Here is a 21,221-nt window from a genome sequence, read left to right as displayed (position 1 = left end):
GCGGGATGGGCGGGGCGGGTGGGTGGATGGTGAAGTCGTGAGACGTGGTCTGACCACTGAGGTCAGGCCACAGAAGCTATATGACTTACCTCACATTCGTCAACCCTCCGGGAGGTGTTGGATCAACCCCCGGAGTCGTCATTGTGTGACGCGGATCATGGTGATAGCGTGGTCTGACCACAGCGTGCGACGACGCCCGCGCTCCCACGATCCCCTCGTTCCCGGAGGCCTCATGAGAATCGCCCTGTTCGCCACCTGCATCGTGGACGCCCTGTATCCCAAGGTCGCCCTGGCCACCGTTCGGGTCCTCGAGCGCCTCGGCCACGAGGTGGTGTTCCCCCCGGGTCAGGGCTGCTGTTCCCAGATGCACGTCAACAGCGGCTACCTGCGGGACGCGCTCCCGGTGGTCCGGAACCACGTCAAGGCCTTCAGCACCGCTGACTTCGATGTGGCGGTGGCCCCGTCCGGGTCCTGCGTGGCCTCGCTGGGCCACCAGCAGCCCATGGTGGCCCGGTCCGGCGGCGACGAGGATCTCGCCTGTCAGGCCGAGGAGGTCGCCGCCACCACCTATGAACTGTCCCAACTGCTGGTGGACGTCCTGGGCGTGACCGATGCCGCCGAGCAGCTGGGTTCCTGGTTCCCCCACTCGGTGACCTATCACCCGTCCTGCCACGGCATGCGGCTGCTGCGGCTGGGCGACCGGCAGAAGGACCTCGTCCGGTCCGTGGCGGGCCTGGAGTTCACCGAGCTGCCGGACGCGGACGAGTGCTGCGGCTTCGGGGGCACCTTCGCCCTGAAGAACCCCGACGTCTCGGCGGCCATGGCCGAGGAGAAGATCGCGAACATCGAGTCCACCGGCGCCGATCTGTGCACGGGCGGCGATGCGTCCTGCCTGATGCACCTGGGTGGGGCCATGGCCCGGCGGTCCACGCCGGCGCGGGTGGTCCACTTCGCGGAGATCCTGGCCTCCACCCGGGAGAACCCCCTGGAGGCCACCGGACCGGTCGAACTGTCCATCCCCCGCCCGGCGTCTTCCGTCCCGTCCCCCCACACCACCGCAGGAGGCACGCGATGAGCCGCACCGCCCTGGGAATGCCCGCCGTACGCCCCGTCCACGGCCAGGGCAACCTGCATGCCGACACCCCGTTCCCGGCGGCCGCGAAGGCGGAGATGGGGAACACGCAGATGCGCGCCAACATCCGTCACGCCACCCACACGATCCGCGGCAAACGCGCCGCGGTGGTCGAGGAACTGCCCGACTGGCAGGACCTCCGGACCGCCGGCTCCGCGCTCAAGGAACAGGTGATGGCCGATCTGCCGGGACTCCTCGAGCAGTTCGAGAAGAACTTCACCGCCCGCGGCGGCACCGTGCACTGGGCTCGCGACGCGGCGGAGGCCAACCGGATCATCACCGGGCTCGTCCAGGCCAAGGACGCCACCGACGTCATCAAGGTCAAGTCCATGGCCACCGCCGAGATCGACCTGGAGAACCACCTGGCCGGCCACGGCATCACCGCCACGGAGACCGACCTGGCCGAGCTGATCGTCCAGCTGGGACACGACCGCTCCTCGCACATCCTGGTCCCGGCGATCCACCGCAACCGGCATGAGATCCGTGACATCTTCCTGCGGGAGATGCCGGAGGCGGACGAGTCACTCACCACCGAACCACGCGACCTGGCCGAGGCCGCCCGCCGGCACCTGCGGGAGAAGTTCCTGTCCACCTCGGTGGCCATCTCCGGGGCGAACTTCGGCATCGCCGAGACGGGGACCCTGACCGTGGTGGAGTCCGAGGGCAACGGCCGGATGTGCCTGACCCTGCCGGACACCCTCATCACCGTGATGGGCATCGAGAAGCTGGTCCCCACCTTCGAGGATCTGGAGGTGTACCTGCAACTGCTGCCGCGGTCCTCCACCGGCGAGCGCATGAACCCCTACACCTCGATGTGGACCGGTGTCACCCCCGGGGACGGGCCGCAGGACGTGCACGTGGTGTTGCTGGACAACGGCCGGTCCGCGGTGCTGTCCGACCCGGCAGGGCGCTCTGCCCTGCACTGCATCCGCTGTTCGGCCTGTCTGAATGTCTGCCCCGTGTACGAGCAGGCCGGCGGCCACGCCTACGGCTCCACCTATCCCGGGCCGATCGGGGCGATCCTCTCCCCGCAGCTGACCGGGATCACCTCCGCGGAGAACGCCTCCCTGCCCTACGCCTCCACCCTGTGCGGCGCCTGCTATGACGTGTGTCCGGTGAAGATCAACATCCCGGAGATCCTGGTGCACCTGCGGGACGAGGATGTGCGCTCGCAACACACCCCGCGGAGCACTGGACTGTTCCGGCGGATGCCGCAGCCGCCCTCTGAGATGGACGTGATGATGAAGGGGGCCTCCGTGGTGATGTCCTCCGGCCGGCGGATGGCGCTGGCCGAGAAGGCGCTGCCGCTGGGCCGCGTGGTGGCAGGCCGTGACCAGGCCATCAGTTGGCTTCCGGGCCTGGCCGGAGGCTGGACGGACGAGCGGGACATCCCGGCCCCGCCGCGCGAGTCCTTCCGCAACTGGTGGGCCGGGCACGCCGGGGAGACCCGGGAACGGCTCCGCCGGGACGGCCAACCGGAGAACCGACGTCCTGAGGAGGAGACCCCGTGAGCACCGAAGCGAAATCCGAGATCCTGGCACGGATCCGCGGCGCCCTGCAGGACTCTCCGCCCGTCCCTGAGGTGCGGCGGACCTACCGCCGGGTCTCCGAGCAGTCGGCAGCCGACACCCTGGCGATGCTCGAGGACCGGCTCCTCGACTACCGGGCCACCGTCCACCACGAGAGCGCCGCCAGCGCGCCGGAGCGGATCGCCGAGCTGCTGGGCCCCACCGCTCACTACGTGGTGCCGGACGGCCTGGACCTCGGTCTGCTTCCCGGTGATCGCGGCGGCCGGCAGCGGATCGTGGAGTCCCGCGATGCGCGGCTCGGGTCCATCCTCACGGTCCGTGAGCTCAACGAGGTGGATGCCGTGGTCACTTCGTCCACCGTGTCCTGCGCGGAGACCGGGACGATCTTCCTCAGTGGCCGCGCGGACGAGGGCCGCCGGGCGATCAGCCTGGTTCCGGACCACCACATCTGCATCGTGCCGACCGACTCGGTCACCGAGCTGTTCCCGGAGGCGCTGGCCCGGGTGGAGCCCACGGCGCCGATCACCATGATCTCCGGCCCCTCGGCCACCTCGGACATCGAACTGGAGCGGGTGGAGGGGGTCCACGGGCCGCGCCGGCTGGACGTGATCCTGCTCAGCTAGCCCGGCCGGCCAACCGCTCCACCAGCGCCTCCGCCTCGGTCTCGGTCCGGGACTGCGTGGCGAGCTCGGCGGCGAAGAGCACGCCGTAGCCGAAGGTGTCCTCGCCCTTGGCGGCCGCGGTCCTGGAGGTGGCCAGCACGTGTTCCTGGAACATCACCGAGTCACGGTGATCGCCCAGTGCCTCCTGCAGCCTCTTCGCGGTCTTCATGCGGGCCACCAGCTCGGTTCCGAGGTCCAGCCCGGTGGCCTCCTGCACGGCCTTGACCGCGTATCGCAGCCGCTTGGCCTCCTTCCGCACCTGGTGCATCTGCTCGATGCGCGCCTCGTGCTCCTGCTCGGAGCCCACAGCGGCGGCCAGTGCCAGCACCGCGTCCACCTGTTCGGCGGCCAGCGGGACCATCGCCTCCGCGGCCGCGGACTCCTCCGCCGCGGTCAGCTCGGCGCTGAGAGGCACCTCGCGGGCGAAGGCGTCCAGCCGGTCCAGTACCTCGAAGTACCACTCGCCGCGCATCCGCTTGAGCTGACGGGCATGCGCCACGTCATAGGCCTTCGCCTGGGACTGCCGCAGCCGCCTGACCGCCTTGCCGGGAACCATCCCGGCCACCGGCCCCGTGGCCCCACCGGGCAGGGCCTCCAACCGCTCCGCCACCTGGTCCCGCACCACCTCGGCGTCCCGGGCCACGGACAACAGCTGGCCCAGTTTCCGCAGGTCCTTGACCACGGCGCCGGTGGCCTCGGCGTCCAGCAGCGGCGCATAGGTCTGCAGGATGGAACGCAGGGTGCGGCAGGAGACCCGGTACTGGTGCACCGAGTCCTCCACGTTGCGCCGCACCAGCGGATCCCACCCCTTGAGGGTCCTCACCTGGGCCCGCACCGTGGCGGTCAGGACGGCTCCCACCCCGGGCGCGCGGCCGCCGCTGTGCTCCGCGGTGTCCGGCTGCCCCGCCAGCGGAGCCCGGGGATCCAACGGATCCGCCGTCTTGCCGACCACCTTCTCCACCTTGGACCCGGCCGCGGAGACCCGGGCCCCGGCGGTCTCCAGCACCTGCCCCACACTGTCCAGGAAGGCCTCGGTGCCGCCCGATGAGGAGGTCACACGGCCGGCGTCGATCACCTCGACCTCCCATTCCCGCCAGTGCTGGACCCGGGACTCGGCGCGGAAGCCCACGGACATGGCCGCCACCTGGTCGTCACTGACCTCCGCGAGCGGGTGCCCCTGGCCGTCCATCAGGTCCACCACGGAGCGCAGGGTGGTCAGCCTCGCGATCTGCGTCAGGGCCTGGCCCCGGACGTGGACCCGGACGAGGTCCAGGATGCGGCGCGGCACCGTCAGCTCCTCTGAGCCGAGGGGTGACTGCATCTCGATCCGGCGATCACCCTTGCCGATCTTGACGTGCCAGCCGGCGTCCGTGCCCCCGGTGCGGCGCCGCAGGGTGACGTTGTTCGCGGACAGGACCCGGTCTGCGGTGTCGAAGTAGACGGCCTCGAGAGCCATCGGCGGGCGGTAGCGCACCTGGGCCACGCCGCCCACCCCGTTGAGTCGCGGCAGGGAGGCCTGCCCGTCGATGTCATACTTGCGCTCGATTTCCACCTGGACCGTGTCTGTCATGCCTCCATGTTCCCAGAGCGGTTGATCAGCGGTGGAATACTGGTGCGGTGAGCCAGCCCACCAGCACCCCCCGTCTGCCCACGGGCGAGGAGATCGTCCAGGACCTGCCCTGGCGGTGGAACACGCAGGGCCGGGTGTTCATCATCGGCGGGCTCGGCTTCATGTTCGATGCCTGGGACGTCTCCCTCAACGGTGTGCTCATCCCGCTGTTGCGCGAGGAGTGGGCCCTCAGCGTGGGCCAGGCCGCCTGGATCGGCACCGCCAACCTCATCGGCATGGCCGTGGGCGCGTTCGTGTGGGGCACCGTGGCAGACCGGATCGGGCGCAAGAAGGCCTTCACCGCCACGCTGCTGATGTTCTCCCTGTTCACCCTGGCCGGAGCCCTGACCGGGGATATCCTCTGGTTCGTGCTCTTCCGCTTCCTCGCCGGCTTCGGCCTGGGCGGGTGCATTCCCGTGGACTATGCGCTCGTGGGCGAGTTCACCCCGCGGAGGCACCGGGGCACCGTGCTCACCGCGATGGACGGCTGGTGGCCGATCGGCGCCGCCGCCTGCGGTTTCCTCTCCGCCTGGCTCGTGGCCGAGTTCGGCGACTGGCGGCTGCCGATGCTGGCCATGATCCTGCCCGCACTGCTGGTGTTCTTCGTCCGGCTGCAGGTGCCCGAGTCCCCGCTCTTCCTCATCCAGCAGGGCCGCGAGGCCGAGGCCCGGGACGTGATCGATGCGATGGTGCGCCGCACCGGCACGGAGCGCCGCGAGTACGTGATGCCGCAGGTCCCCGCTCCGAGGCCCCTGACCGTGGCGGCGCTCGGCGAGCAGCTGGCAGAGTTGTGGCGGCACTCCTGGCGTATCACCACGGTGGCCTGGGCGCTGTTCTTCACCATCATGCTCGTCTACTACATCGCCCTGCAGTGGCTGCCCACCTTCCTCATCGACGCCGGCTACGAGCAGTCCCGGGCCTTCATCATGACCGGCGCCATGGCCGCCGTCGGGCTCCTGGGTGTGGTGGTGGCGGCCTGGCTGGTGGAGAAGACCGGGCGCAAGTGGCTGCTGGCGATCACGGCCGTGGTGGCCTCCTTCCTGCTGACGGCGCTGGCGGCCCTGCTGGACGTCCCCGCCGCGGTGCTGCCTCTGGTCCTGGCCTTCGGCCTCGTGGTGCAGATCGCCATCCCCGTGCTGTACGCCTATGTCTCCGAGCTGTATCCCACCGAGCTGCGGGGCTCCGGCTTCGGCTGGGCCTCGGCCGTCTCCCGGATCGCCGCGGGCGTGGGGCCGCTGGTGTTCGTGGCGTACCTGGTCCCAGCGCTCGGGCTGGCCTGGTCCTTCCTGGTGACCGGCGCACTCGTGGTGGTGGCCGTGGTGGTGATGATGCGTCTGGCTCCGGAGACCAGGGGGCGCGATCTGGAGGTGACGGAGGCTCCGTGAGGGGCAGTAGGCTCCTCGCATGAGCGCCATCCCCACGGCCGTTGTCCTCATCGACCTGCAGGAGGGCTTCTTCGAGTTCCCGGACCTCGCCGACAACCGCGAGCTGATGATCCGCGAGTGCAATTGGCTGGCCCGGGAGGCCCGCGCCGGCGGGCACCAGGTCATCGTGGTCAACACCGTGCATCGGCGGGACCGGTCCACCTGGACACTGAAGATGCTCGAGGACGGCCAGGGCTTCAACTTCGAGGGCAGCCGGCAGGCTGAACCCCTCGAGGGACTCGATCTGCGCCCCGCCGCGGTCCTGGCGAAGACCCGGGACAGCGCCTTCTTCGGCACGGGGCTGGCCGAACACCTCAGGGCAAGCGGCATCCGTCGGCTGGTCCTGGCCGGGGTGACCGCGGAGTCCTGCGTCTCCGCCACGGGACGGGATGCCTTCGCCCATGATCTCGAGGTGGTCTATGCCCGGTTGGCGATCGCCTCCTCGGATGCTGACCGGGGGTGGACTGACCTGGAGAACCTCGGCGTGGACTTCCGTCAGCCGATTCTCAACCGCCCCGACCTCGAACGGCTGCTGGGCGGGTCCTGACTAGGACTGCGGGGCCCGGTTGGCCTCGATGTCCTCGCCGCGGAGCAGCCACAGCGCCACGGTGGCGACCAGCACCACCACGGCCACCCCGATGTAGACCGCCTGCGGGGTCCAGCCACCGTCCAGCAGCGCGCCGGTGACCATCGGAGCCAGGATGGCGCCACCCCGGCCGACGCCGATGGCCCACCCCGCGCCGGTGCTGCGCATGGACGCGGGATAGGCCTGCGGGGTCAGCACATAGAGCCCGGCGATGCAGCCGTTGATCAGCATGCCCACCACGATGCCGAGGGCGAAGACCGCCCAGACCACGGAGGTGGAGGAGATGAACGCCACGATGGCCACGGCGGAGCCGACGGTGAACCAGAACAGTGTGGACCGGGTGGACCAGCGCGCCGTCAGGAAGCCGAACAGCAGAGCGCCGATGGTGCCGCCCAGGGTCAGCATGATGCCGGCGACCACGCCCTGGTTCTGGGTCAGCCCGGACTCGTTGAGCAACCGTGGGGTCCAGGAGTTCACGAAGTAGAAGCCGAACATCACGGCGAAGAAGGAGACCCAGACCAACACCGTGACCTTCCGGTGCCGGCCGTTGAAGAGGGCTCCGATCCCCCGGTCGCCCTTCTCGCCGGCGTCCGACGACGGCCCGCCGGCCGGGGCGCCCGCGTCCGGTCCCGGCAACGCGACCACGGGGGCCTGACGGATCTTCCGGGCGATCCGGTTGATCTTCTCCAGGGCGCCGGCCGGGCGGCGGTTGTAGAGATAGGCCGCGGACTCGGGCAGCAGGATCAGCACCAGGACCAGGGCCACCACGGTCAGCGCCCCGCCGAGGGCATACACGGAGCGCCAGCCGTACTCGCCCATCATCCACACCGCGGCGGTGCCGCCGAGGGAGGCCCCCACGCCGTAGCCGGCCGCGTAGATGCTCACGGCCAGTCCGCGGCGAGCCCGGTTGGCGTACTCGGAGGAGATGACGTTGGTCCCCACCAGGATGCCGCCGATCCCGAGGCCGGTGATGATGCGCCAGAGGCCGAGTTCCGCGGCGTTGGAGGAGGTGGCCGAGAGGAAGAGCCCGGCCGCGTTGACCACGATCGCGAGGATGGTCATGTTCCGCCGGCCGATCCGGTCCGCCACCGGACCGAGGGTCAGGGAGCCCACAGCCATCCCCAGCAGGCCCGCGCTGAGCAGGAAGCCCAGCTCGGAGCCGCTCAACCCGAACTCCTCCGAGACGGGGGTCGCCGTGAAGGCCATGGCCAACACGTCATAGCCGTCCAGGGCGTTGAGGAAGGTGCAGATGCCGATGATGAGCCATTGGTAGGCGCCCATGGGTGCCTGCTCGATGCGGCGGCGCAGATCGCCGGAGTCGTGGTGCTGGTCCGAAGCCATACCTATACCTATGCCGATAGTGAGTTAGTTCGAACACAGACTATCGGTGACCCGGCTCACAGGCAATCGCCACGGCTCAGGCGCGGCGGGCGTAGTCCTCCGGGGCCTTCCCCGCCGCCAGCTCAGCCAGCACCACGAGCAACAGGTTCCGCTCCTGGACCTTGATCCGCTCGTGCAGGGTCTCCTCGGTGTCCGTGTCCAACACGGGCACGGCCGCCTGGGCGAGGATCGGCCCCGTGTCCACGCCCGCGTCCGCCACGTGCACGGTGCAGCCGGCCACCTTCACCCCGTACCGCAGGGCGTCCCGCACACCGTGCGCGCCGGGGAACGCCGGCAGCAGGGCCGGGTGGGTGTTGAGGTAGCGCCCCTCGAACGCCTCGATGAACTCCGGCCCCGCGATCCGCATGAACCCGCTGGAGAGTACGTAGTCCGGCGCATAGGAGGCCGTCTTCACGGTCAGCGCGTGGTTCCAGGCGGCGCGGTCGTCGAACTGCGCGTAGTCCACCACGAACGTCTCGATACCGGCAGCCGCGGCGCGGGTCAGCGCGCCGGCTCTGGGCGTGTCCGATCCCACCGCCGCGATCTGGACGTCCAGGGTGCCGGAGGCCACGGCGTCCAGCACCGCCTGCAGGTTGGAACCGGATCCGGAGGCGAGGGCCACAATGCGCATGGCAACCATCGTAGGCCCGCGTAAGGTGAGCCCATGATCTCGTACGGATCCGTCAGCAAGCGCTTCCGCGACGGCACCACGGCCGTGGACGACTTCTCCCTCGAGGTACCCCAGGGGTCCCTGACCGTCCTGGCCGGCTCCTCCGGATGCGGCAAGACCACGCTGTTGCGGATGGTCAACCGGATGGTGGACCCCACCTCAGGGCGGGTGGAGGTGGACGGCCGGGACGTGGTCGGACAGGATCCGGTGACCCTGCGGCGTCGGATCGGCTATGTCATGCAGAACGCAGGACTGCTGCCCCACCGCACGGTGGGCCAGAACATCGCCACCGTGCCCCGGCTGAACGGCATGGACCGGTCGGCCGCACGGCGCCGGGCCGCAGACATGATGGACCTCGTGGGGCTGGCTCCGGAGCTGGCGGACCGCTACCCGGCCCAGCTCTCCGGTGGGCAGCAGCAGCGCGTGGGCGTGGCCCGCGGACTGGCGGCGGACCCGGAGATCCTGCTGATGGACGAGCCCTTCGGCGCCGTGGATCCGCTCGTGCGGGGCGAGCTGCAGCGCCAGCTCGTGGGACTGCACCGCCAACTCGGCACCACCATCCTGTTCGTCACCCATGACATGGACGAGGCCCTCACCCTCGGAGACCACATCGTGCTGCTGGAGGCCGGTGCGAAGGTGGCCCAGCAGGGCACCCCCAAGGACTTCGTCTCCGCACCCGCCAGCGACTTCGTGCGGACCTTCCTCGGGCTGGACCGCGGACAGCGCACCCTGCGCCGTGAGATCGCGGCGGACGGCTCTGTGCTCGTGGTGGACCCCCACGGCCGCCCGGCCGGGGTGTTGGCCGAGTGAACTGGGTCCTGGGCAACCTGCCCCTGATCGGTGAGCGCCTGGGGGCACACGTCGCCACGTCCCTGCCGGCCATCCTGCTGGCCCTGTTGGTCTCCGTCCCGCTGGGCTGGCTCGCACACCGGTGCCGGCCGCTGAACGGGAGCGTCCTCACCGGGGCGGGACTGATGTACGCGATCCCCTCCCTGCCGCTGTTCATCGTGCTCCCCGTACTGATCGGCACCGGAGTGCGGGATGCGGTGAACGTGGTGGTGGCCCTGACCCTCTACGGGGTGGCCTTGCTGGTGCGCAGCGTGGCGGACGGCCTCGATTCCATCCCCCCGGAGGCCCGCAACGCCGCCCTGGCCCTCGGCTACCGGCCCCTGCGGCGCTTCCTCGCCGTGGACCTGCCCCTGGCCGGGCCGGTCATCCTCGCCGGGCTGCGCGTGGTGGCGGTCTCCACGGTCTCCCTGTGCACCGTGGGGGCCGTGCTGGGCATCCCCTCCCTGGGACTGCTCTTCACGGACGGCTTCCAGCGCGGGATCCTGGCCCAGGTCCTCACCGGGATCGTGCTCACCGTGGTCCTCGCCCTGGTCCTGGACCGGCTGCTCGTGCTGGCCGGCCGGCTGCTCATGCCCTGGACGAGGGCCCGGGAGACGGCCGCATGAACCAGATCCTGGAGGCCCTTCGCTGGTGCCTCGACCCCTCGAACTGGGACGGCCCCACCGGCCTGGGCGCGCGCTCGCTGGAGCACCTCGGCTACACGGCCCTGGCCCTGCTCATCGCGGCGGTGATCGCCGTACCCGTGGGATGGTGGGTCGGGCACACCGGCCGGGGCCGCGGCCTCGCCGTCGCCGTGTCCGGAGCTGCCCGCGCCCTGCCGACCCTCGGCGTGGTGACCCTCATGGGCCTGTTGCTGGGCATCGGCCTCGCCGGGCCGATGACCGCCTTCGTGATCCTCGCCGTCCCCTCTGTCCTGGCCGCGGCCTACGCGGGGTTCGAGGCGGTGGACCGCAAGGTCGTCGACGCGGCCCTGGCCCAGGGGATGACGGGCCGCCAGGTGCTGTGGCGCATCGAGGTCCCGCTGGGCCTGCCGCTGCTCATCGGCGGCCTGCGCTCGGCGGCCCTGCAGGTCATCGCCACGGCCACGCTCGCCGCCTACGTGGGCGCCGGCGGGCTGGGACGGTTCCTCTTCCTGGGGCTGAAGACCCAGGACTACGCGATGATGCTCGGCGGGTCCCTGATCGTGGTGGCGCTCGCCATCGTCCTGGACCTGGTCTTCGCCGCCGCCGGCCGCGCCACCGTGCCCCGCGGGGTCCGGGTGGCGCGCCGGGTCCACGCCACGTAGGTTCTTCCCATGACGTCCAGCTCACGCCTCCCCCTCCGCCGATCCCTGCTCGCCGTGGCAGCGTTCGCAGCCGTGCCTGCCCTTGCCCTGACGGGCTGCGGGAGTTCGGATCCGCTCGGGGACGGGCAGAGCAGCCCCGCGGGCGACGGCGGCGGCTCTGCTGAGGCGATCGTGATCGGCTCCCAGCAGTACTACTCCAATGAGATCATCGCCGAGCTCTACGCCCAGGCACTCGAGGCGGAGGGGTACACCGTGGAGCGTGAGTACCAGATCGGCCAGCGCGAGGTGTACCTGCCCGAGCTGGAGTCCGGGGCGATCGACCTGTTGCCCGAGTACGGCGGCAACCTGCTGCAGTACTACGACGCGGAGTCCACCGCCACCACGGCGGATCAGATCCACGGTGCGCTGGACGAGGTGTTGCCGGAGGGCCTGCGGGCCCTGCCCCGGGCCGAGGCCACGGACCAGGACTCCTACAACGTGACACGGGAGTTCGCCGAGGAGCACTCGTTGACCTCCCTCGGGGACCTGGCGTCCGTGGAGCAGGACCTGTCGGTGGCCGCCAACTCGGAGTTCGAGACCCGGCCCTACGGCCCGGAGGGGCTGAGCGAGGTCTACGGCGTGGACGTCACCGTGGTGCCCGTGGAGGACTCGGGCGGGCCGCTGACCGTCAAGGCCCTCGTGGACGGTGACGTGCAGCTGGCGGACATCTACTCCGCGGACCCGTCCATCGAGACTGAGGACCTGGTCACGCTCGAGGACCCCGAGGATCTGATTCTGCCCCAGCACGTCACCCCGATCGCCTCGGAGGACGTGGACGAACAGGCCGCCACCGTGATCGATCAGGTCAACGCGAAGCTCACCGCGGAGGAACTGATCGGGCTGAACACCCAGTCGGTGCAGGACCAGGCCTCCAGCGCGGACCTCGCCAACGCCTGGCTCTCGGAGCAGGGGCTGGTCTGAGCCGGTGAGCCAGACCGAGTCCCCCAGCACTGACGCCGAACTGAAGAGGTACCGCTCGCTGCGGGACGCGCTGCTCTGGGTGGCCGGAATGCTGCTGCTCACCTACCTCGCCTCGGTGCTGACCCTGCCCTGGAAGACCCTGAGCCTGCTGTTCGCTGCGGCCGGCCTCGCCTGGGGCGTGGTGGCCCTGGTGCGCACGGCGCACGTGAAGTCCCCCTGGGTCCTGCGGCTCGCCACCGCGGCGGCCATGGCCGGCTGCGCCGTGTTCGGCTTCGTGGCCATGGCACAGATCCTGTTCTGGGACGCCACCGTGCAGTTCGAGACGTGCACCTCGTCCGCCTTGACGGACCGCGCCCTGCAGGGCTGCACCGGCACCTACACGGAGCAGCTCGGAGGCTTCCGGTGACCCCCGTGACCACCACCCTCCACTTGGGTGAGTCCGGTGAGCAGGCCCGGATCATCCCGGATGAGCACGATGACGGCTGGGTGCTGGAGATCGGTGGCGCCATCCAGTCCCACGTGGACCTGGCCGACCCCACCCGGATCCGCTATGAGTACCTGCGCCGGATGGCCAACGTCCTGGACGCCTTCCGTCCGGCCGGTCGCCCGGTGGGGGTCCTCCATCTGGGGGCCGGCGCGCTCACCCTGCCGCGCTACGTTCAGTCCCGGCGCCCCGGCTCCGCCCAGACGGTGGTGGACCTGGACCGGGAGCTGCCCTCCTTCGTCCTGGCCGCCCTGCCGCTGCCCGAGGGCACGGACCTCACGGTGCTGATCGGGGACGCTCGCGCATCTCTGACTTCCCTGCCGCAACGCTTCGACGCCGTGGTCCTGGACATCTACACCGGCCTGGACGCCGCCGAGCACCTCACGGGCCGGAGGTTCTACGCCGAGCTGCTGGACTCCCTCACCGCAGACGGCGTGCTGCTGGTGAACATCGGGGACGACGCCGGCCATCACTTCCTCGGTCAGCAGGCGGCCGCGCTGGAATCGGCCTGTGCCGAGGCCGGGCTGTCCGGAACCTGGACGCTGGCCGACGCCACACTGCTGGATCAGGCCCAGGCCGGCAACATCGTCCTCGCCGCCGGCGGGGGTCTGGCCACCGATGGCCCTGAGGCCCTGCGCGCCACGCTGCTGGGCGCCGGACCGCACCCGGCCGCCGTGCTGGACCCGGCCCAGACGGCGGCACTGGTGGCACGCTCCGGCTAGTCAGCCGTCCCGACCGGCGGGGCCGCCGTCAGACTCCTCGCCCGTCCAGGCCTCCGGCAGCACGAGTTCGTACCCCTCCCAGAACGGGGAGACGAGGTGGCCGAACATGGTGCCGAGGCCCACGAGGCCGCCGAGCATGATCGCCGCCAGCCAGGCCTCCGGCCCCAGCTCGACGAGCCGGCCGACGCCGAGTGAACCGGACGAGAGCCACAGGGGCAGGATGGCGAGCACAGCCGTGGCCGCCGCCACGAACACGCCGAGGGCGAGGGTGGACAGCGTCATCGAGGCCCAGCGGGCGTTGATCTTCAGGGACAGCCACTCGTCGAAGTGGTTCTCTCCCTCACGCAGCAGCCACCAGCCGGCGAGGAATCCGGCCAGCACGGGCAGCAGCAGGAACACCCAGGACCACACCGGCTCCAGCCCCACCGGCAGGGCGCTGAGCAACGGAACGGCGGGTTGAGGGCCCACAGCGGTCTGCAGCGGTGCCACCACGGAGCCGCTGCCGAGGCTGAATCCGGCACCGGAGGTCCACGCCAGGGTCCACATGGCCAGGTTCGGCAGGACGCCCAGCTGGGCCACGGTGATCACGGCGCCACCCCAGACCCCGGCGCCGAGTTGCTGGTAGACCTGCGCCACGTCCGCCCAGTGCAGCCCGATCTGCACGGCCATCAGGGCAGCGGCCAGGCCGAAGGCGGTCATCAGCCCCACGAAGCCCGCTCGCACCACGGACCACACATAGGACCCGGCCCACCGCGAGTGCTGGGAGAGCCGTTCGATCCGCTCGGCCAGGTCCATGCCGATCAGCCGGCCCCAGGAGCCTGCCTCACGCCGGGCCCCGGCCAGCAGGGCCACGACCATGACGCCGGTCGGGAGAAGCGTGCCCCACAGCGGGTTGATCCCGACCATCCCGTTCGGCACCAGCAGCGAGGTCATCAGGCCCACCAGCGCGTAGACCCCCGCCCCGCCGGCGAGGGGCTGCCAGATCTGGTCCCGATAGGAGGCCCGCGCCAGCCGTCGGCCGGCACGCCAGCCGAGGAACAGTGGCAGCAGCACCAGCCCCCAGGGCAGGAACCAGAAGGTGCCGGTCTGGGTGTCGGCCGAGGTGGTGGCCGATTCGATGGTCAGGTGCAACGGCACCCCGTGGATCGCCAGCCAGACCTGACCACCCATCCGGGCGATGAAGTCGATCCCGGTGGCGGCGAATCCGCCCCCGGACCAGATGACCACCAGCGGGATCAGCACCAGCATGGCCGAGATCACCGCGGCGATGAGTACCTCGATCGCCCCCTGCACCCAGAGAGGCAGGGGCAGGGGCTTCAAGGGGCGGCGGTTTCGGGCGTTCATGTCACCGTCCATGGTGCCACCCGGCTGCCGGACGCGATGGGAACGGCGCGGCGTACCGAGAGTTCACCTGCCCGCCATGTGACTGCCACCGCGTCGCGGGACGAACGTCGGACGGGAACGGTAATCCTGGATCTGTGAGAGTCGCAGTGGTCGCTGAATCCTTCCTGCCGCACATGAACGGCGTCACCCACTCCATCCTCCAGGTGCTGCGTCACCTGAGGAGCCGCGGGGACGACGTCCTGGTGATCGCCCCCTCCTCCTCGTGGATGGAGGACGAGGCCCCGGCCGAGGTGGAGGGCTATCCCGTCCACCGTCTGCCCTCCATCCCGCTGCAGGGCTACACCAACGTGCGGGTGGCCGCGGGCACCGTCAACCGGGTGCGCCGGATCCTCGCGAACTTCCAGCCCGACGTGGTCCACATCGCCTCCCCGTTCGTCCTCGGCTGGCGCGCGGTGCAGGCCGCGAACTCCCTGGGCCTGCCGAGCGTCTGCATCTATCAGACCGAGGTTCCCAACTACGCGGCCCGGTACGGATTCCCCTGGCTCGAGGACGTGCTCTGGCAGCATGTGGAGCGCATCCACGACCTCGCCACCCTCACCGTGGCACCGTCGAGCTTCTGCATGGACCAGTTGCACGAGCGCGGCGTCCAGCGCGTGCACCTATGGCGCCGCGGCGTGGACACCGCCCGGTTCCACCCGTCCCGGCGGGACGAGGCACTGCGGACGGAACTGGGGCCGAACGGCGAGAGACTGATCGGCTTCGTCGGGCGGCTGGCCTCCGAGAAGCAGGTGGAGGACCTCGCCGTGCTGAACGACCTGCCGGGGACCCGGCTGGTGATCGTGGGTTCGGGACCGCTGAAGGACTCCCTGAGGAGAAGGCTGCCCGGGGCCCACTTCGCCGGCTTCCAGGGCGGGGAGGACCTCGCCCGCCACGTGGCCAGCTTCGATCTGTTCGTGCACCCCGGGGAATCCGAGACGTTCTGCCAGACCATCCAGGAGGCCATGGCGTCCGGAGTGCCTGTGGTGGCCGTGGGCCGCGGCGGCCCGCTGGACCTGGTGGATGCCTCCCGCACCGGGTGGCTCTACCGTCCCGGCGACCTCGACGAGCTCCGCGAGCGCGTCAGGGACCTGGTGTACGACGACGTCAAGCGACGGGCCTTCGCCGAGTCCGCCTTCCAGACGGTGCAGGGCCGGACCTGGCCGGTGCTGTGCGAACAGCTCGTCGGCTACTACGAGCGGGCCATCCGCGTCCGGACCCGGCAGAACGACGTGTACGTACGCACCTACCTGGAACAGAGTTCCGGCTGGGACGGCTGGCTCCTGCCGCGGTAGCGGTAGCGGTAGCGGTAGCAGAATCCCCCGCCACCTGTCCTACCCTCGAATCATGAGTTCCGCCCACAGCACCGACTTCTCCATCCCCCGCACCACTGATCTCTCCACACCCCGCGGCCTCGCCGGACGCACCGTGCGCCCCGTGGGCCTCGGCTGCATGAACCTCAGTCACGGGTACTCGAACTTCCCCTCGGACGAGGACTCCGTGGCTCTCATCCACGCTGCGCTGGACGCCGGGGTGGACCACTTCGACACCGCCACCCTCTACGGGACCGAGCGCAACGAGGTACTCGTGGGCCGCGCCCTCGGCGCCCGCCGCAAGGACGTCCTCCTGGCCTCCAAGGGCGGGCTCACCGGCGGTCCGGAGGGCGGGGTGGACGGCCGCCCCGAGACCCTCAGGCGCCAGGTCGAGGACTCCCTGCGCCGCCTCGGCACGGAGTCCATCGACCTCTACTACCTGCACCGGCTCGACCCGCAGGTGCCCGTCGAGGACAGCGCCGGCGCTCTGGCGGAGATGATCCAGGCCGGGAAGATCGGCGCCTACGGCCTCTCCGAGATCTCTGCTGCCACCCTGGAGCGGGCCCACGCCGTGCACCCCGTGGCCGCCGTGCAGAACGAGTACTCCCTGTGGACGCGCAACCCCGAATGGGGCCTGCTGGATGCCTGCCGCCGCACCGGGACCGCCTTCGTGGCCTTCTCCCCCGTGGGACGCGGGTTCCTCGCCGGCACCCTGCGGGACCCCTCAGCGCTGCCCGAGGGGGACATGCGCCACCGCATGCCGCGCTTCTCCGCCGAGAACTACCCGGCCAACCTCGCGTTGCTGGACCGCCTCCGGGCCGAGGCCGGCCGCCTGGGCATCACGCCGGCGCAGTTGTCCATCGCCTGGCTGCTCGCCCAGGGTCCAGATGTGCTCGCCATCCCCGGCACGACGTCGGCCGCGCACCTTCAGGAGGACTGCGCGGCTGAGCAGGTGGTGCTCGCCCCGGAGGACGTTGCCCGCGTCGGCGCGATCATCAACCATGGCACGGTGCACGGGCACCGCTACGCAGAGCAGCAGCGCACGACCATCGACACGGAGGACGCACCGGCGCTCTCCTGAGGCTCCGTCACGCTTTCCACTGTTCACCGACGTGCCGGTACAGTGGTCCCGGCCGCACCCTGACCGGGGATGCCCGCCCTGAAAGGGGAAGCCACTGAGGAAAGCGAGGACGGACATGGAACACGGTCTTGAGACCCTGCGGAACGAAGTATTCCGCCGCAATCCCGGCGAGAGCGAGTTCCACCAGGCCGTGACCGAGGTCTTCGGAGCCCTTGGCCCCGTGGTGAACCGCCACCCCGAATACGTCGAATCGGGGATCCTTCGCCGGATGTGCGAGCCCGAACGCCAGATCATCTTCCGTGTCCCCTGGGTGGATGACAACGGCTCGGTGCAGATCAGCCGCGGCTTCCGGGTGGAATTCAACTCGGCCCTCGGCCCCTTCAAGGGCGGCCTGCGGTTCCACCCCTCCGTCTACCTCGGCATCATCAAGTTCCTCGGCTTCGAGCAGGTCTTCAAGAACGCCCTGACCGGCATGCCGATCGGCGGCGGCAAGGGCGGCTCGGACTTCAATCCGGCTGGCCGCTCAGACGCCGAGATCATGCGCTTCTGCCAGTCGTTCATGACCGAGCTGTACCGCCACATCGGCGAGTACACGGACGTCCCTGCCGGAGACATCGGCGTGGGGACCCGGGAGATCGGCTACCTCTTCGGCCAGTACAAGCGCATCACCAATCGCTTCGAGTCGGGCGTGCTGACCGGCAAGGGCATGTCCTGGGGCGGCTCCCTGGTCCGTCCGGAGGCCACCGGCTATGGCGCCGTGATGTTCGCTGACCAGATGCTGCGCACCAAGGGCCGGTCCATGGACGGTCAGACGGTGATCGTCTCCGGCTCCGGCAACGTGGCCCTCAACGCGATCGCCAAGTCCCACCAGCTCGGCGCCACCGCCATCACGGCCTCGGACTCCTCCGGTTATGTGGTGGACGAGGACGGGATCGACCTGGACCTGCTGCGGGAGATCAAGGAAGTCCAGCGCGGCCGCATCTCCGAGTACGCCGAGCAGCGCGGCGGAAGGACCCGCTTCGTGGCCGAGGGATCCGTCTGGGACGTCGCCGGCACCGTGGCCCTGCCCTCCGCCACCCAGAACGAACTGGACGAGAAGGCCGCCAAGACCCTGGTCGAGAATGGCCTGCTGGCCGTGGCCGAGGGCGCGAACATGCCCTCCACCCAGAAGGCCACCGAGCTGTTCATCCGGTCCGGAACCCTCTTCGGCCCGGGCAAGGCGGCCAACGCCGGTGGCGTGGCCACCTCTGCCCTGGAGATGCAGCAGAACGCCTCCCGGGACACCTGGAGCTTCGAGCACACGCATGACAAGCTCGAGCAGATCATGATCGACCTGCACGATCGCTGCCTCGAGACCGCGGACAAGTACGGCACCCCGGGCAACTACGTGGCGGGCGCCAACATCGCCGGCTTCGTCAAGGTCGCCGACGCCATGCTGGCCCAGGGAGTCATCTGAGGTTCTGCAGGCCCTCACGCTGAGCCTCGCTCAGTCGCACGGGACGGCCGGTGACCGAGTCCACGAAGACCATGGTGGTGGTGGCCGTGACGCACTCGGTCCCGTCCATCCCGTCCCGGACCGAATAGGCCACCTCGATCGAGGCGCCCTTGGCCGCCGCCACCCAGACCCACACCTGGGCCGGGATGTTCCGGTACGCCAGGGGCCTGCGGTAGCGGATCCGGTGTTCGGCGATCAGCGTCTGGACGGTGTCCGGCACCCCGTCCAGCATCGAGACCGGGGCAGGGACCCCGGGCGCTCCCGTGCCGGCGGGGACACCGAAGGCCTGGATGCGGGCCTCCTCCAGGATGGACACGATCCGGACGTTGTTCACGTGTCCGTAGGCATCCATGTCACCCCACCGCAGGGCGACGTCCACGCGCACTCCGGGCCCGCCGCCGTCGGGCCTGGGGCCTACCGTCCCGGTCATGCCCGTCTCACCCGTCTCACCCGTCATTCCGCTGCCACCACGGGCAGCTGGGACGTCAGCGGCCAGGTCTGCGGGTTCGCCTCCGCCCGGCCGGCGTCCAGGATCCCCAGCCCCTCGAGCTGGCGGGCCAGGTCCGCGCCGTCCGGTCCATAACACCACGGAACGCCCGGGGTACTGTCCCGGGGGTCCTCGGCGCGGCCACCGGCCAGCACCGCCTGGGAGGGGGTGAGCTGGCGGATGACGATGGCGCGCACCTTGTCCGGGTGGCGGCGTGCGAAGTCGGCGTAGATCTCCGGGTCGTGCTGTCCGTCGTCCCCGATCAGCAGCCACCGGACGTCCGGGTAGTCCCGGGCCAGGCGGTCCAGTTGGGTGACCTTGTGCTCCAGGCCGGAGCGGAACCAGCGGTCCTCCGTGGGCCCCCAGCTGGTCAACAGCAGCGGGCCGAAGGGGTAGAGGTTGCGGGAGAGGAAGCGGGACAGGGTCTGGGCCACGTTCCACGCCCCCGTGGAGAGGTAGATGACCGGGGAGGCCGGCTGCTGGTCCAGCAACCGGTGCAGCATCACGGCCATACCCGGCGTCGGGGTGCGGGCGTGCTCGTCCAGGACGAAGGAGTTCCAGGCGGCCAGGAAGGGGCGCGGCAGGTACGTCACCACCACGGTGTCATCGACGTCCGAGACCACGCCCGTGACCACATGGTCGTCCACGATGTACACGTCCGTGAAGGAGGGTTCGCTGCCGTTGGACTGTAGGGTGACGCTCTGCCAGCCCGGCTCCATGTCCGCCTCGACCACGGCGTCCACCACGCCCCCGCGGTCCGCCCGGACGGAGAACGTCTGACCGCCGGCGGTGATCTCCACCAGGGCGTAGGGCACGGGGGGAGAGGTGAAGTTGTGCCACCCACGCACCCCGTCCTCGACCATCTTGGCCAGTCTCCGGCCATTCACGAAGGCCTCGTCCGGGGCCATCACCACGCGGGAGAGCACCCGCACCCAGCCGGTGGTGCCGTACCCGGTGAAGGACATGACCGTGGGCATGTGGCCGCGGCGGACGGCGGACTTGCGTCGAAAGGCATGCCACCGGTCCTGGAGCATCGTCGCCACGTGCTCGGTGATCAGGACGTCCCGCTCCTCGAGCAGGGGGGACGGGGGCACGTCCTCGGCGGTGGTGTGCGGTGCGGGGGTCCTCTCGGCCATGTCTCCAGTATTCACCACCACGCCGGCCCACCCCGCATCGGTGGCCGTTAGGCTGGCGACATGTCCCTCCCCTCTCCCGGCGAACTGCGCCGCATGGCCATCCAGGCCGCCACCGCCTGCGCCCCCCGGCTTGCCGAGGCCTTCCGCGCCGCGCCGGACGGACTCCAGTTGTCCACCAAGCGCAACACCCATGACCTGGTCACGGTGCATGACCGCGCCACGGAGGACGAGCTGGTGCGCCTCCTCGGCGAGGCCGTGCCCGGCAGCCGCTTCGTCGGCGAGGAGGGCGGAGTCCGCGGCACGGGCTCCGACACCAGAGCTGGGGCCGATGCCGGGGACGACGCCGGAGACGACGCCGGCCCACGCCGGCTCGAGTGGATCGTCGACCCGATCGACGGCACCGCCAACTTCGCCCACGGCTTCGCGATGTTCTCCCTCTCGATCGCGGCCGCCGTGGACGGCGAGGTGGTGGCCGGCGTGGTGCTGGACCCCGTTAACGGGCTCGAGTTCTCCGCCGACGATGCCGGGGCATATCTCAACGGGGAACGCTTCGGCACCACGGCGGCGGCTGCCGGGGCCGCCGAGGATCACGGTGCCCCTCGCGCCGAGTCCGCCCTGAACCTCGTGACCTCCTACCCCTCGGCCGAGGCCCTGGCGGTGGACGGAACCGTGGCCCTGGAGCGCTTCGGGCGGCTGGTGGATTCCTACGCCACCGTTCGCCGCACCGTCTCCGGGGCCCTGGAACTGGCCTACACGGCGATCGGCTGGGCGGACGTGACCTTGGGGGTGGACACCCACCCGTGGGACGTGGGGGTCGGCCAACTGCTCGTGAGGCGCGCCGGCGGTCACTACCTGGGACTGTTCTATGACACCCACGGCCCGGAGCGCCGCCCCGCGTACCTGGCCCCGTGCTACGTGGCAGTGGCCCCTGGCCGTACCGCGCCCACGGCGGTGCGCGTGCTGGAGGAGACCGTCACGGACCGCCGTGCGGCCGGATACACGCGCTGAGCGTCAGTCCCCCAGTCAGTCCACCCACT

Annotated in this window: 21 protein-coding genes; 15 read left to right on the top strand and 6 right to left on the bottom strand. The window is 70.5% G+C overall.

Going from position 1 to position 21,221, the window contains the following annotated elements:
- Window positions 1-232 precede the first annotated feature (232 nt).
- From IMT31_RS12220 to IMT31_RS12210, 3 genes are read left to right on the top strand one after another with little or no spacing between them, the layout of a single operon-like run.
- A complete protein-coding gene (locus tag IMT31_RS12220; RefSeq protein WP_413542953.1) occupies window positions 233-1,075 on the top strand; it encodes a (Fe-S)-binding protein in 843 nt (280 codons plus the stop codon).
- The gene (locus IMT31_RS12215) at window positions 1,072-2,643 is read left to right on the top strand and encodes a lactate utilization protein B (RefSeq protein WP_413542952.1); all 1,572 of its coding nucleotides are present in this window, start codon (window positions 1,072-1,074) and stop codon (window positions 2,641-2,643) included. Before IMT31_RS12220 ends, IMT31_RS12215 begins: the two co-directional genes overlap by 4 nt.
- Entirely contained in the window at window positions 2,640-3,284 is a 645-nt protein-coding gene (locus IMT31_RS12210; RefSeq protein ID WP_413542951.1) for a LutC/YkgG family protein, read from the top strand. Before IMT31_RS12215 ends, IMT31_RS12210 begins: the two co-directional genes overlap by 4 nt.
- Here the strand turns inward: IMT31_RS12210 and IMT31_RS12205 are convergent.
- Window positions 3,277-4,893: a CHAD domain-containing protein gene (locus IMT31_RS12205; RefSeq protein ID WP_413542950.1), complete on the bottom strand. Its 1,617-nt coding sequence runs from the start codon at window positions 4,891-4,893 to the stop codon at window positions 3,277-3,279. The genes IMT31_RS12210 and IMT31_RS12205 overlap by 8 nt on opposite strands.
- 47 nt (window positions 4,894-4,940) lie before the next feature.
- On the opposite strand from IMT31_RS12205, the gene IMT31_RS12200 reads away from it, so the two are divergent.
- Together IMT31_RS12200 and IMT31_RS12195 are read left to right on the top strand one after the other, a co-directional pair.
- Window positions 4,941-6,317 (top strand): MFS transporter, encoded by a 1,377-nt coding sequence (locus IMT31_RS12200; protein ID WP_413542949.1) that lies wholly within the window; start codon window positions 4,941-4,943, stop codon window positions 6,315-6,317.
- A 19-nt stretch (window positions 6,318-6,336) separates the two neighbouring features.
- Window positions 6,337-6,903 carry a cysteine hydrolase family protein gene (locus IMT31_RS12195; RefSeq protein ID WP_413542948.1) on the top strand — a complete coding sequence of 189 codons (567 nt, stop codon included), beginning with the start codon at window positions 6,337-6,339 and terminating at the stop codon, window positions 6,901-6,903.
- Here IMT31_RS12195 and IMT31_RS12190 read toward each other — a convergent pair whose 3' ends face one another.
- Window positions 6,904-8,283, bottom strand: a complete 1,380-nt coding sequence (locus IMT31_RS12190; protein WP_413542947.1) for an MFS transporter — start codon at window positions 8,281-8,283, stop codon at window positions 6,904-6,906.
- Between the two features lie 76 nt (window positions 8,284-8,359).
- The gene (purN, locus tag IMT31_RS12185) at window positions 8,360-8,953 is read right to left on the bottom strand and encodes a phosphoribosylglycinamide formyltransferase (protein WP_413542946.1); all 594 of its coding nucleotides are present in this window, start codon (window positions 8,951-8,953) and stop codon (window positions 8,360-8,362) included.
- A 33-nt stretch (window positions 8,954-8,986) separates the two neighbouring features.
- On the opposite strand from purN, the gene IMT31_RS12180 reads away from it, so the two are divergent.
- Genes IMT31_RS12180 through IMT31_RS12155 form a run of 6 tightly spaced genes read left to right on the top strand, consistent with a single transcriptional unit; the run spans window position 8,987 to window position 13,292 of the window.
- A complete protein-coding gene (locus tag IMT31_RS12180) occupies window positions 8,987-9,802 on the top strand; it encodes an ABC transporter ATP-binding protein (RefSeq protein WP_413542945.1) in 816 nt (271 codons plus the stop codon).
- The gene (locus tag IMT31_RS12175; RefSeq protein ID WP_413542944.1) at window positions 9,799-10,446 is read left to right on the top strand and encodes an ABC transporter permease; all 648 of its coding nucleotides are present in this window, start codon (window positions 9,799-9,801) and stop codon (window positions 10,444-10,446) included. Before IMT31_RS12180 ends, IMT31_RS12175 begins: the two co-directional genes overlap by 4 nt.
- The gene (locus IMT31_RS12170; protein ID WP_413542943.1) at window positions 10,443-11,126 is read left to right on the top strand and encodes an ABC transporter permease; all 684 of its coding nucleotides are present in this window, start codon (window positions 10,443-10,445) and stop codon (window positions 11,124-11,126) included. Before IMT31_RS12175 ends, IMT31_RS12170 begins: the two co-directional genes overlap by 4 nt.
- 9 nt (window positions 11,127-11,135) lie before the next feature.
- Window positions 11,136-12,086, top strand: coding sequence for an ABC transporter substrate-binding protein (locus IMT31_RS12165; RefSeq protein WP_413542942.1), 951 nt, complete (start codon window positions 11,136-11,138; stop codon window positions 12,084-12,086).
- Between the two features lie 4 nt (window positions 12,087-12,090).
- Window positions 12,091-12,492, top strand: a complete 402-nt coding sequence (locus IMT31_RS12160) for a hypothetical protein (protein WP_345359442.1) — start codon at window positions 12,091-12,093, stop codon at window positions 12,490-12,492.
- A gap of 5 nt (window positions 12,493-12,497) precedes the next feature.
- The gene (locus tag IMT31_RS12155; RefSeq protein WP_413542941.1) at window positions 12,498-13,292 is read left to right on the top strand and encodes a spermidine synthase; all 795 of its coding nucleotides are present in this window, start codon (window positions 12,498-12,500) and stop codon (window positions 13,290-13,292) included.
- On the opposite strand, the gene IMT31_RS12150 is transcribed toward IMT31_RS12155, so the two are convergent.
- The gene (locus IMT31_RS12150; RefSeq protein ID WP_413542940.1) at window positions 13,293-14,636 is read right to left on the bottom strand and encodes a DUF6350 family protein; all 1,344 of its coding nucleotides are present in this window, start codon (window positions 14,634-14,636) and stop codon (window positions 13,293-13,295) included. It lies immediately after the preceding gene.
- Between the two features lie 134 nt (window positions 14,637-14,770).
- On the opposite strand from IMT31_RS12150, the gene IMT31_RS12145 reads away from it, so the two are divergent.
- From IMT31_RS12145 to gdhA, 3 genes are all read left to right on the top strand, one after another.
- On the top strand, window positions 14,771-15,967 hold the full coding sequence (locus IMT31_RS12145; protein ID WP_413542939.1) for a glycosyltransferase family 4 protein: 1,197 nt from the start codon (window positions 14,771-14,773) through the stop codon (window positions 15,965-15,967).
- Between the two features lie 52 nt (window positions 15,968-16,019).
- On the top strand, window positions 16,020-17,066 hold the full coding sequence (locus IMT31_RS12140) for an aldo/keto reductase (protein WP_413542938.1): 1,047 nt from the start codon (window positions 16,020-16,022) through the stop codon (window positions 17,064-17,066).
- 115 nt (window positions 17,067-17,181) lie between these two features.
- Entirely contained in the window at window positions 17,182-18,522 is a 1,341-nt protein-coding gene (gdhA, locus tag IMT31_RS12135; RefSeq protein WP_413542937.1) for an NADP-specific glutamate dehydrogenase, read from the top strand.
- On the opposite strand, the gene IMT31_RS12130 is transcribed toward gdhA, so the two are convergent.
- Together IMT31_RS12130 and IMT31_RS12125 are read right to left on the bottom strand one after the other, a co-directional pair.
- Window positions 18,515-18,991: a thioesterase family protein gene (locus IMT31_RS12130; protein WP_345359424.1), complete on the bottom strand. Its 477-nt coding sequence runs from the start codon at window positions 18,989-18,991 to the stop codon at window positions 18,515-18,517. The two genes, gdhA and IMT31_RS12130, sit on opposite strands and share 8 nt — an antisense overlap.
- 23 nt (window positions 18,992-19,014) lie before the next feature.
- Window positions 19,015-20,184: an App1 family protein gene (locus IMT31_RS12125; protein ID WP_378109461.1), complete on the bottom strand. Its 1,170-nt coding sequence runs from the start codon at window positions 20,182-20,184 to the stop codon at window positions 19,015-19,017.
- A 60-nt stretch (window positions 20,185-20,244) separates the two neighbouring features.
- Between IMT31_RS12125 and IMT31_RS12120 the strand changes: the two genes are divergently transcribed.
- On the top strand, window positions 20,245-21,192 hold the full coding sequence (locus tag IMT31_RS12120; RefSeq protein ID WP_413542936.1) for an inositol monophosphatase family protein: 948 nt from the start codon (window positions 20,245-20,247) through the stop codon (window positions 21,190-21,192).
- Window positions 21,193-21,221: the final 29 nt, after the last annotated feature.

The sequence above is a fragment of the Citricoccus nitrophenolicus genome, assembly GCF_047305825.1.
GTDB classification, from domain to species: Bacteria; Actinomycetota; Actinomycetes; order Actinomycetales; family Micrococcaceae; genus Citricoccus; species Citricoccus nitrophenolicus.
This window is presented reverse-complemented; position numbering and strand designations above follow the sequence as displayed.

Bases quoted from the DNA above. Each gene is read 5' to 3' on its own strand.
- IMT31_RS12205 (WP_413542950.1), bottom strand. From the start codon at position 4,893: ATGACAGACACGGTCCAGGTGGAAATCGAGCGCAAGTATGACATCGAC.
- IMT31_RS12125 (WP_378109461.1), bottom strand. From the start codon at position 20,184: ATGGCCGAGAGGACCCCCGCACCGCACACCACCGCCGAGGACGTGCCC.
- IMT31_RS12190 (WP_413542947.1), bottom strand. From the start codon at position 8,283: ATGGCTTCGGACCAGCACCACGACTCCGGCGATCTGCGCCGCCGCATC.
- IMT31_RS12170 (WP_413542943.1), top strand. From the start codon at position 10,443: ATGAACCAGATCCTGGAGGCCCTTCGCTGGTGCCTCGACCCCTCGAAC.
- IMT31_RS12180 (WP_413542945.1), top strand. From the start codon at position 8,987: ATGATCTCGTACGGATCCGTCAGCAAGCGCTTCCGCGACGGCACCACG.
- IMT31_RS12165 (WP_413542942.1), top strand. From the start codon at position 11,136: ATGACGTCCAGCTCACGCCTCCCCCTCCGCCGATCCCTGCTCGCCGTG.
- IMT31_RS12195 (WP_413542948.1), top strand. From the start codon at position 6,337: ATGAGCGCCATCCCCACGGCCGTTGTCCTCATCGACCTGCAGGAGGGC.
- IMT31_RS12220 (WP_413542953.1), top strand. From the start codon at position 233: ATGAGAATCGCCCTGTTCGCCACCTGCATCGTGGACGCCCTGTATCCC.
- IMT31_RS12215 (WP_413542952.1), top strand. From the start codon at position 1,072: ATGAGCCGCACCGCCCTGGGAATGCCCGCCGTACGCCCCGTCCACGGC.
- IMT31_RS12120 (WP_413542936.1), top strand. From the start codon at position 20,245: ATGTCCCTCCCCTCTCCCGGCGAACTGCGCCGCATGGCCATCCAGGCC.
- IMT31_RS12150 (WP_413542940.1), bottom strand. From the start codon at position 14,636: ATGAACGCCCGAAACCGCCGCCCCTTGAAGCCCCTGCCCCTGCCTCTC.
- gdhA (WP_413542937.1), top strand. From the start codon at position 17,182: ATGGAACACGGTCTTGAGACCCTGCGGAACGAAGTATTCCGCCGCAAT.
- IMT31_RS12130 (WP_345359424.1), bottom strand. From the start codon at position 18,991: ATGACCGGGACGGTAGGCCCCAGGCCCGACGGCGGCGGGCCCGGAGTG.
- IMT31_RS12140 (WP_413542938.1), top strand. From the start codon at position 16,020: ATGAGTTCCGCCCACAGCACCGACTTCTCCATCCCCCGCACCACTGAT.
- purN (WP_413542946.1), bottom strand. From the start codon at position 8,953: ATGCGCATTGTGGCCCTCGCCTCCGGATCCGGTTCCAACCTGCAGGCG.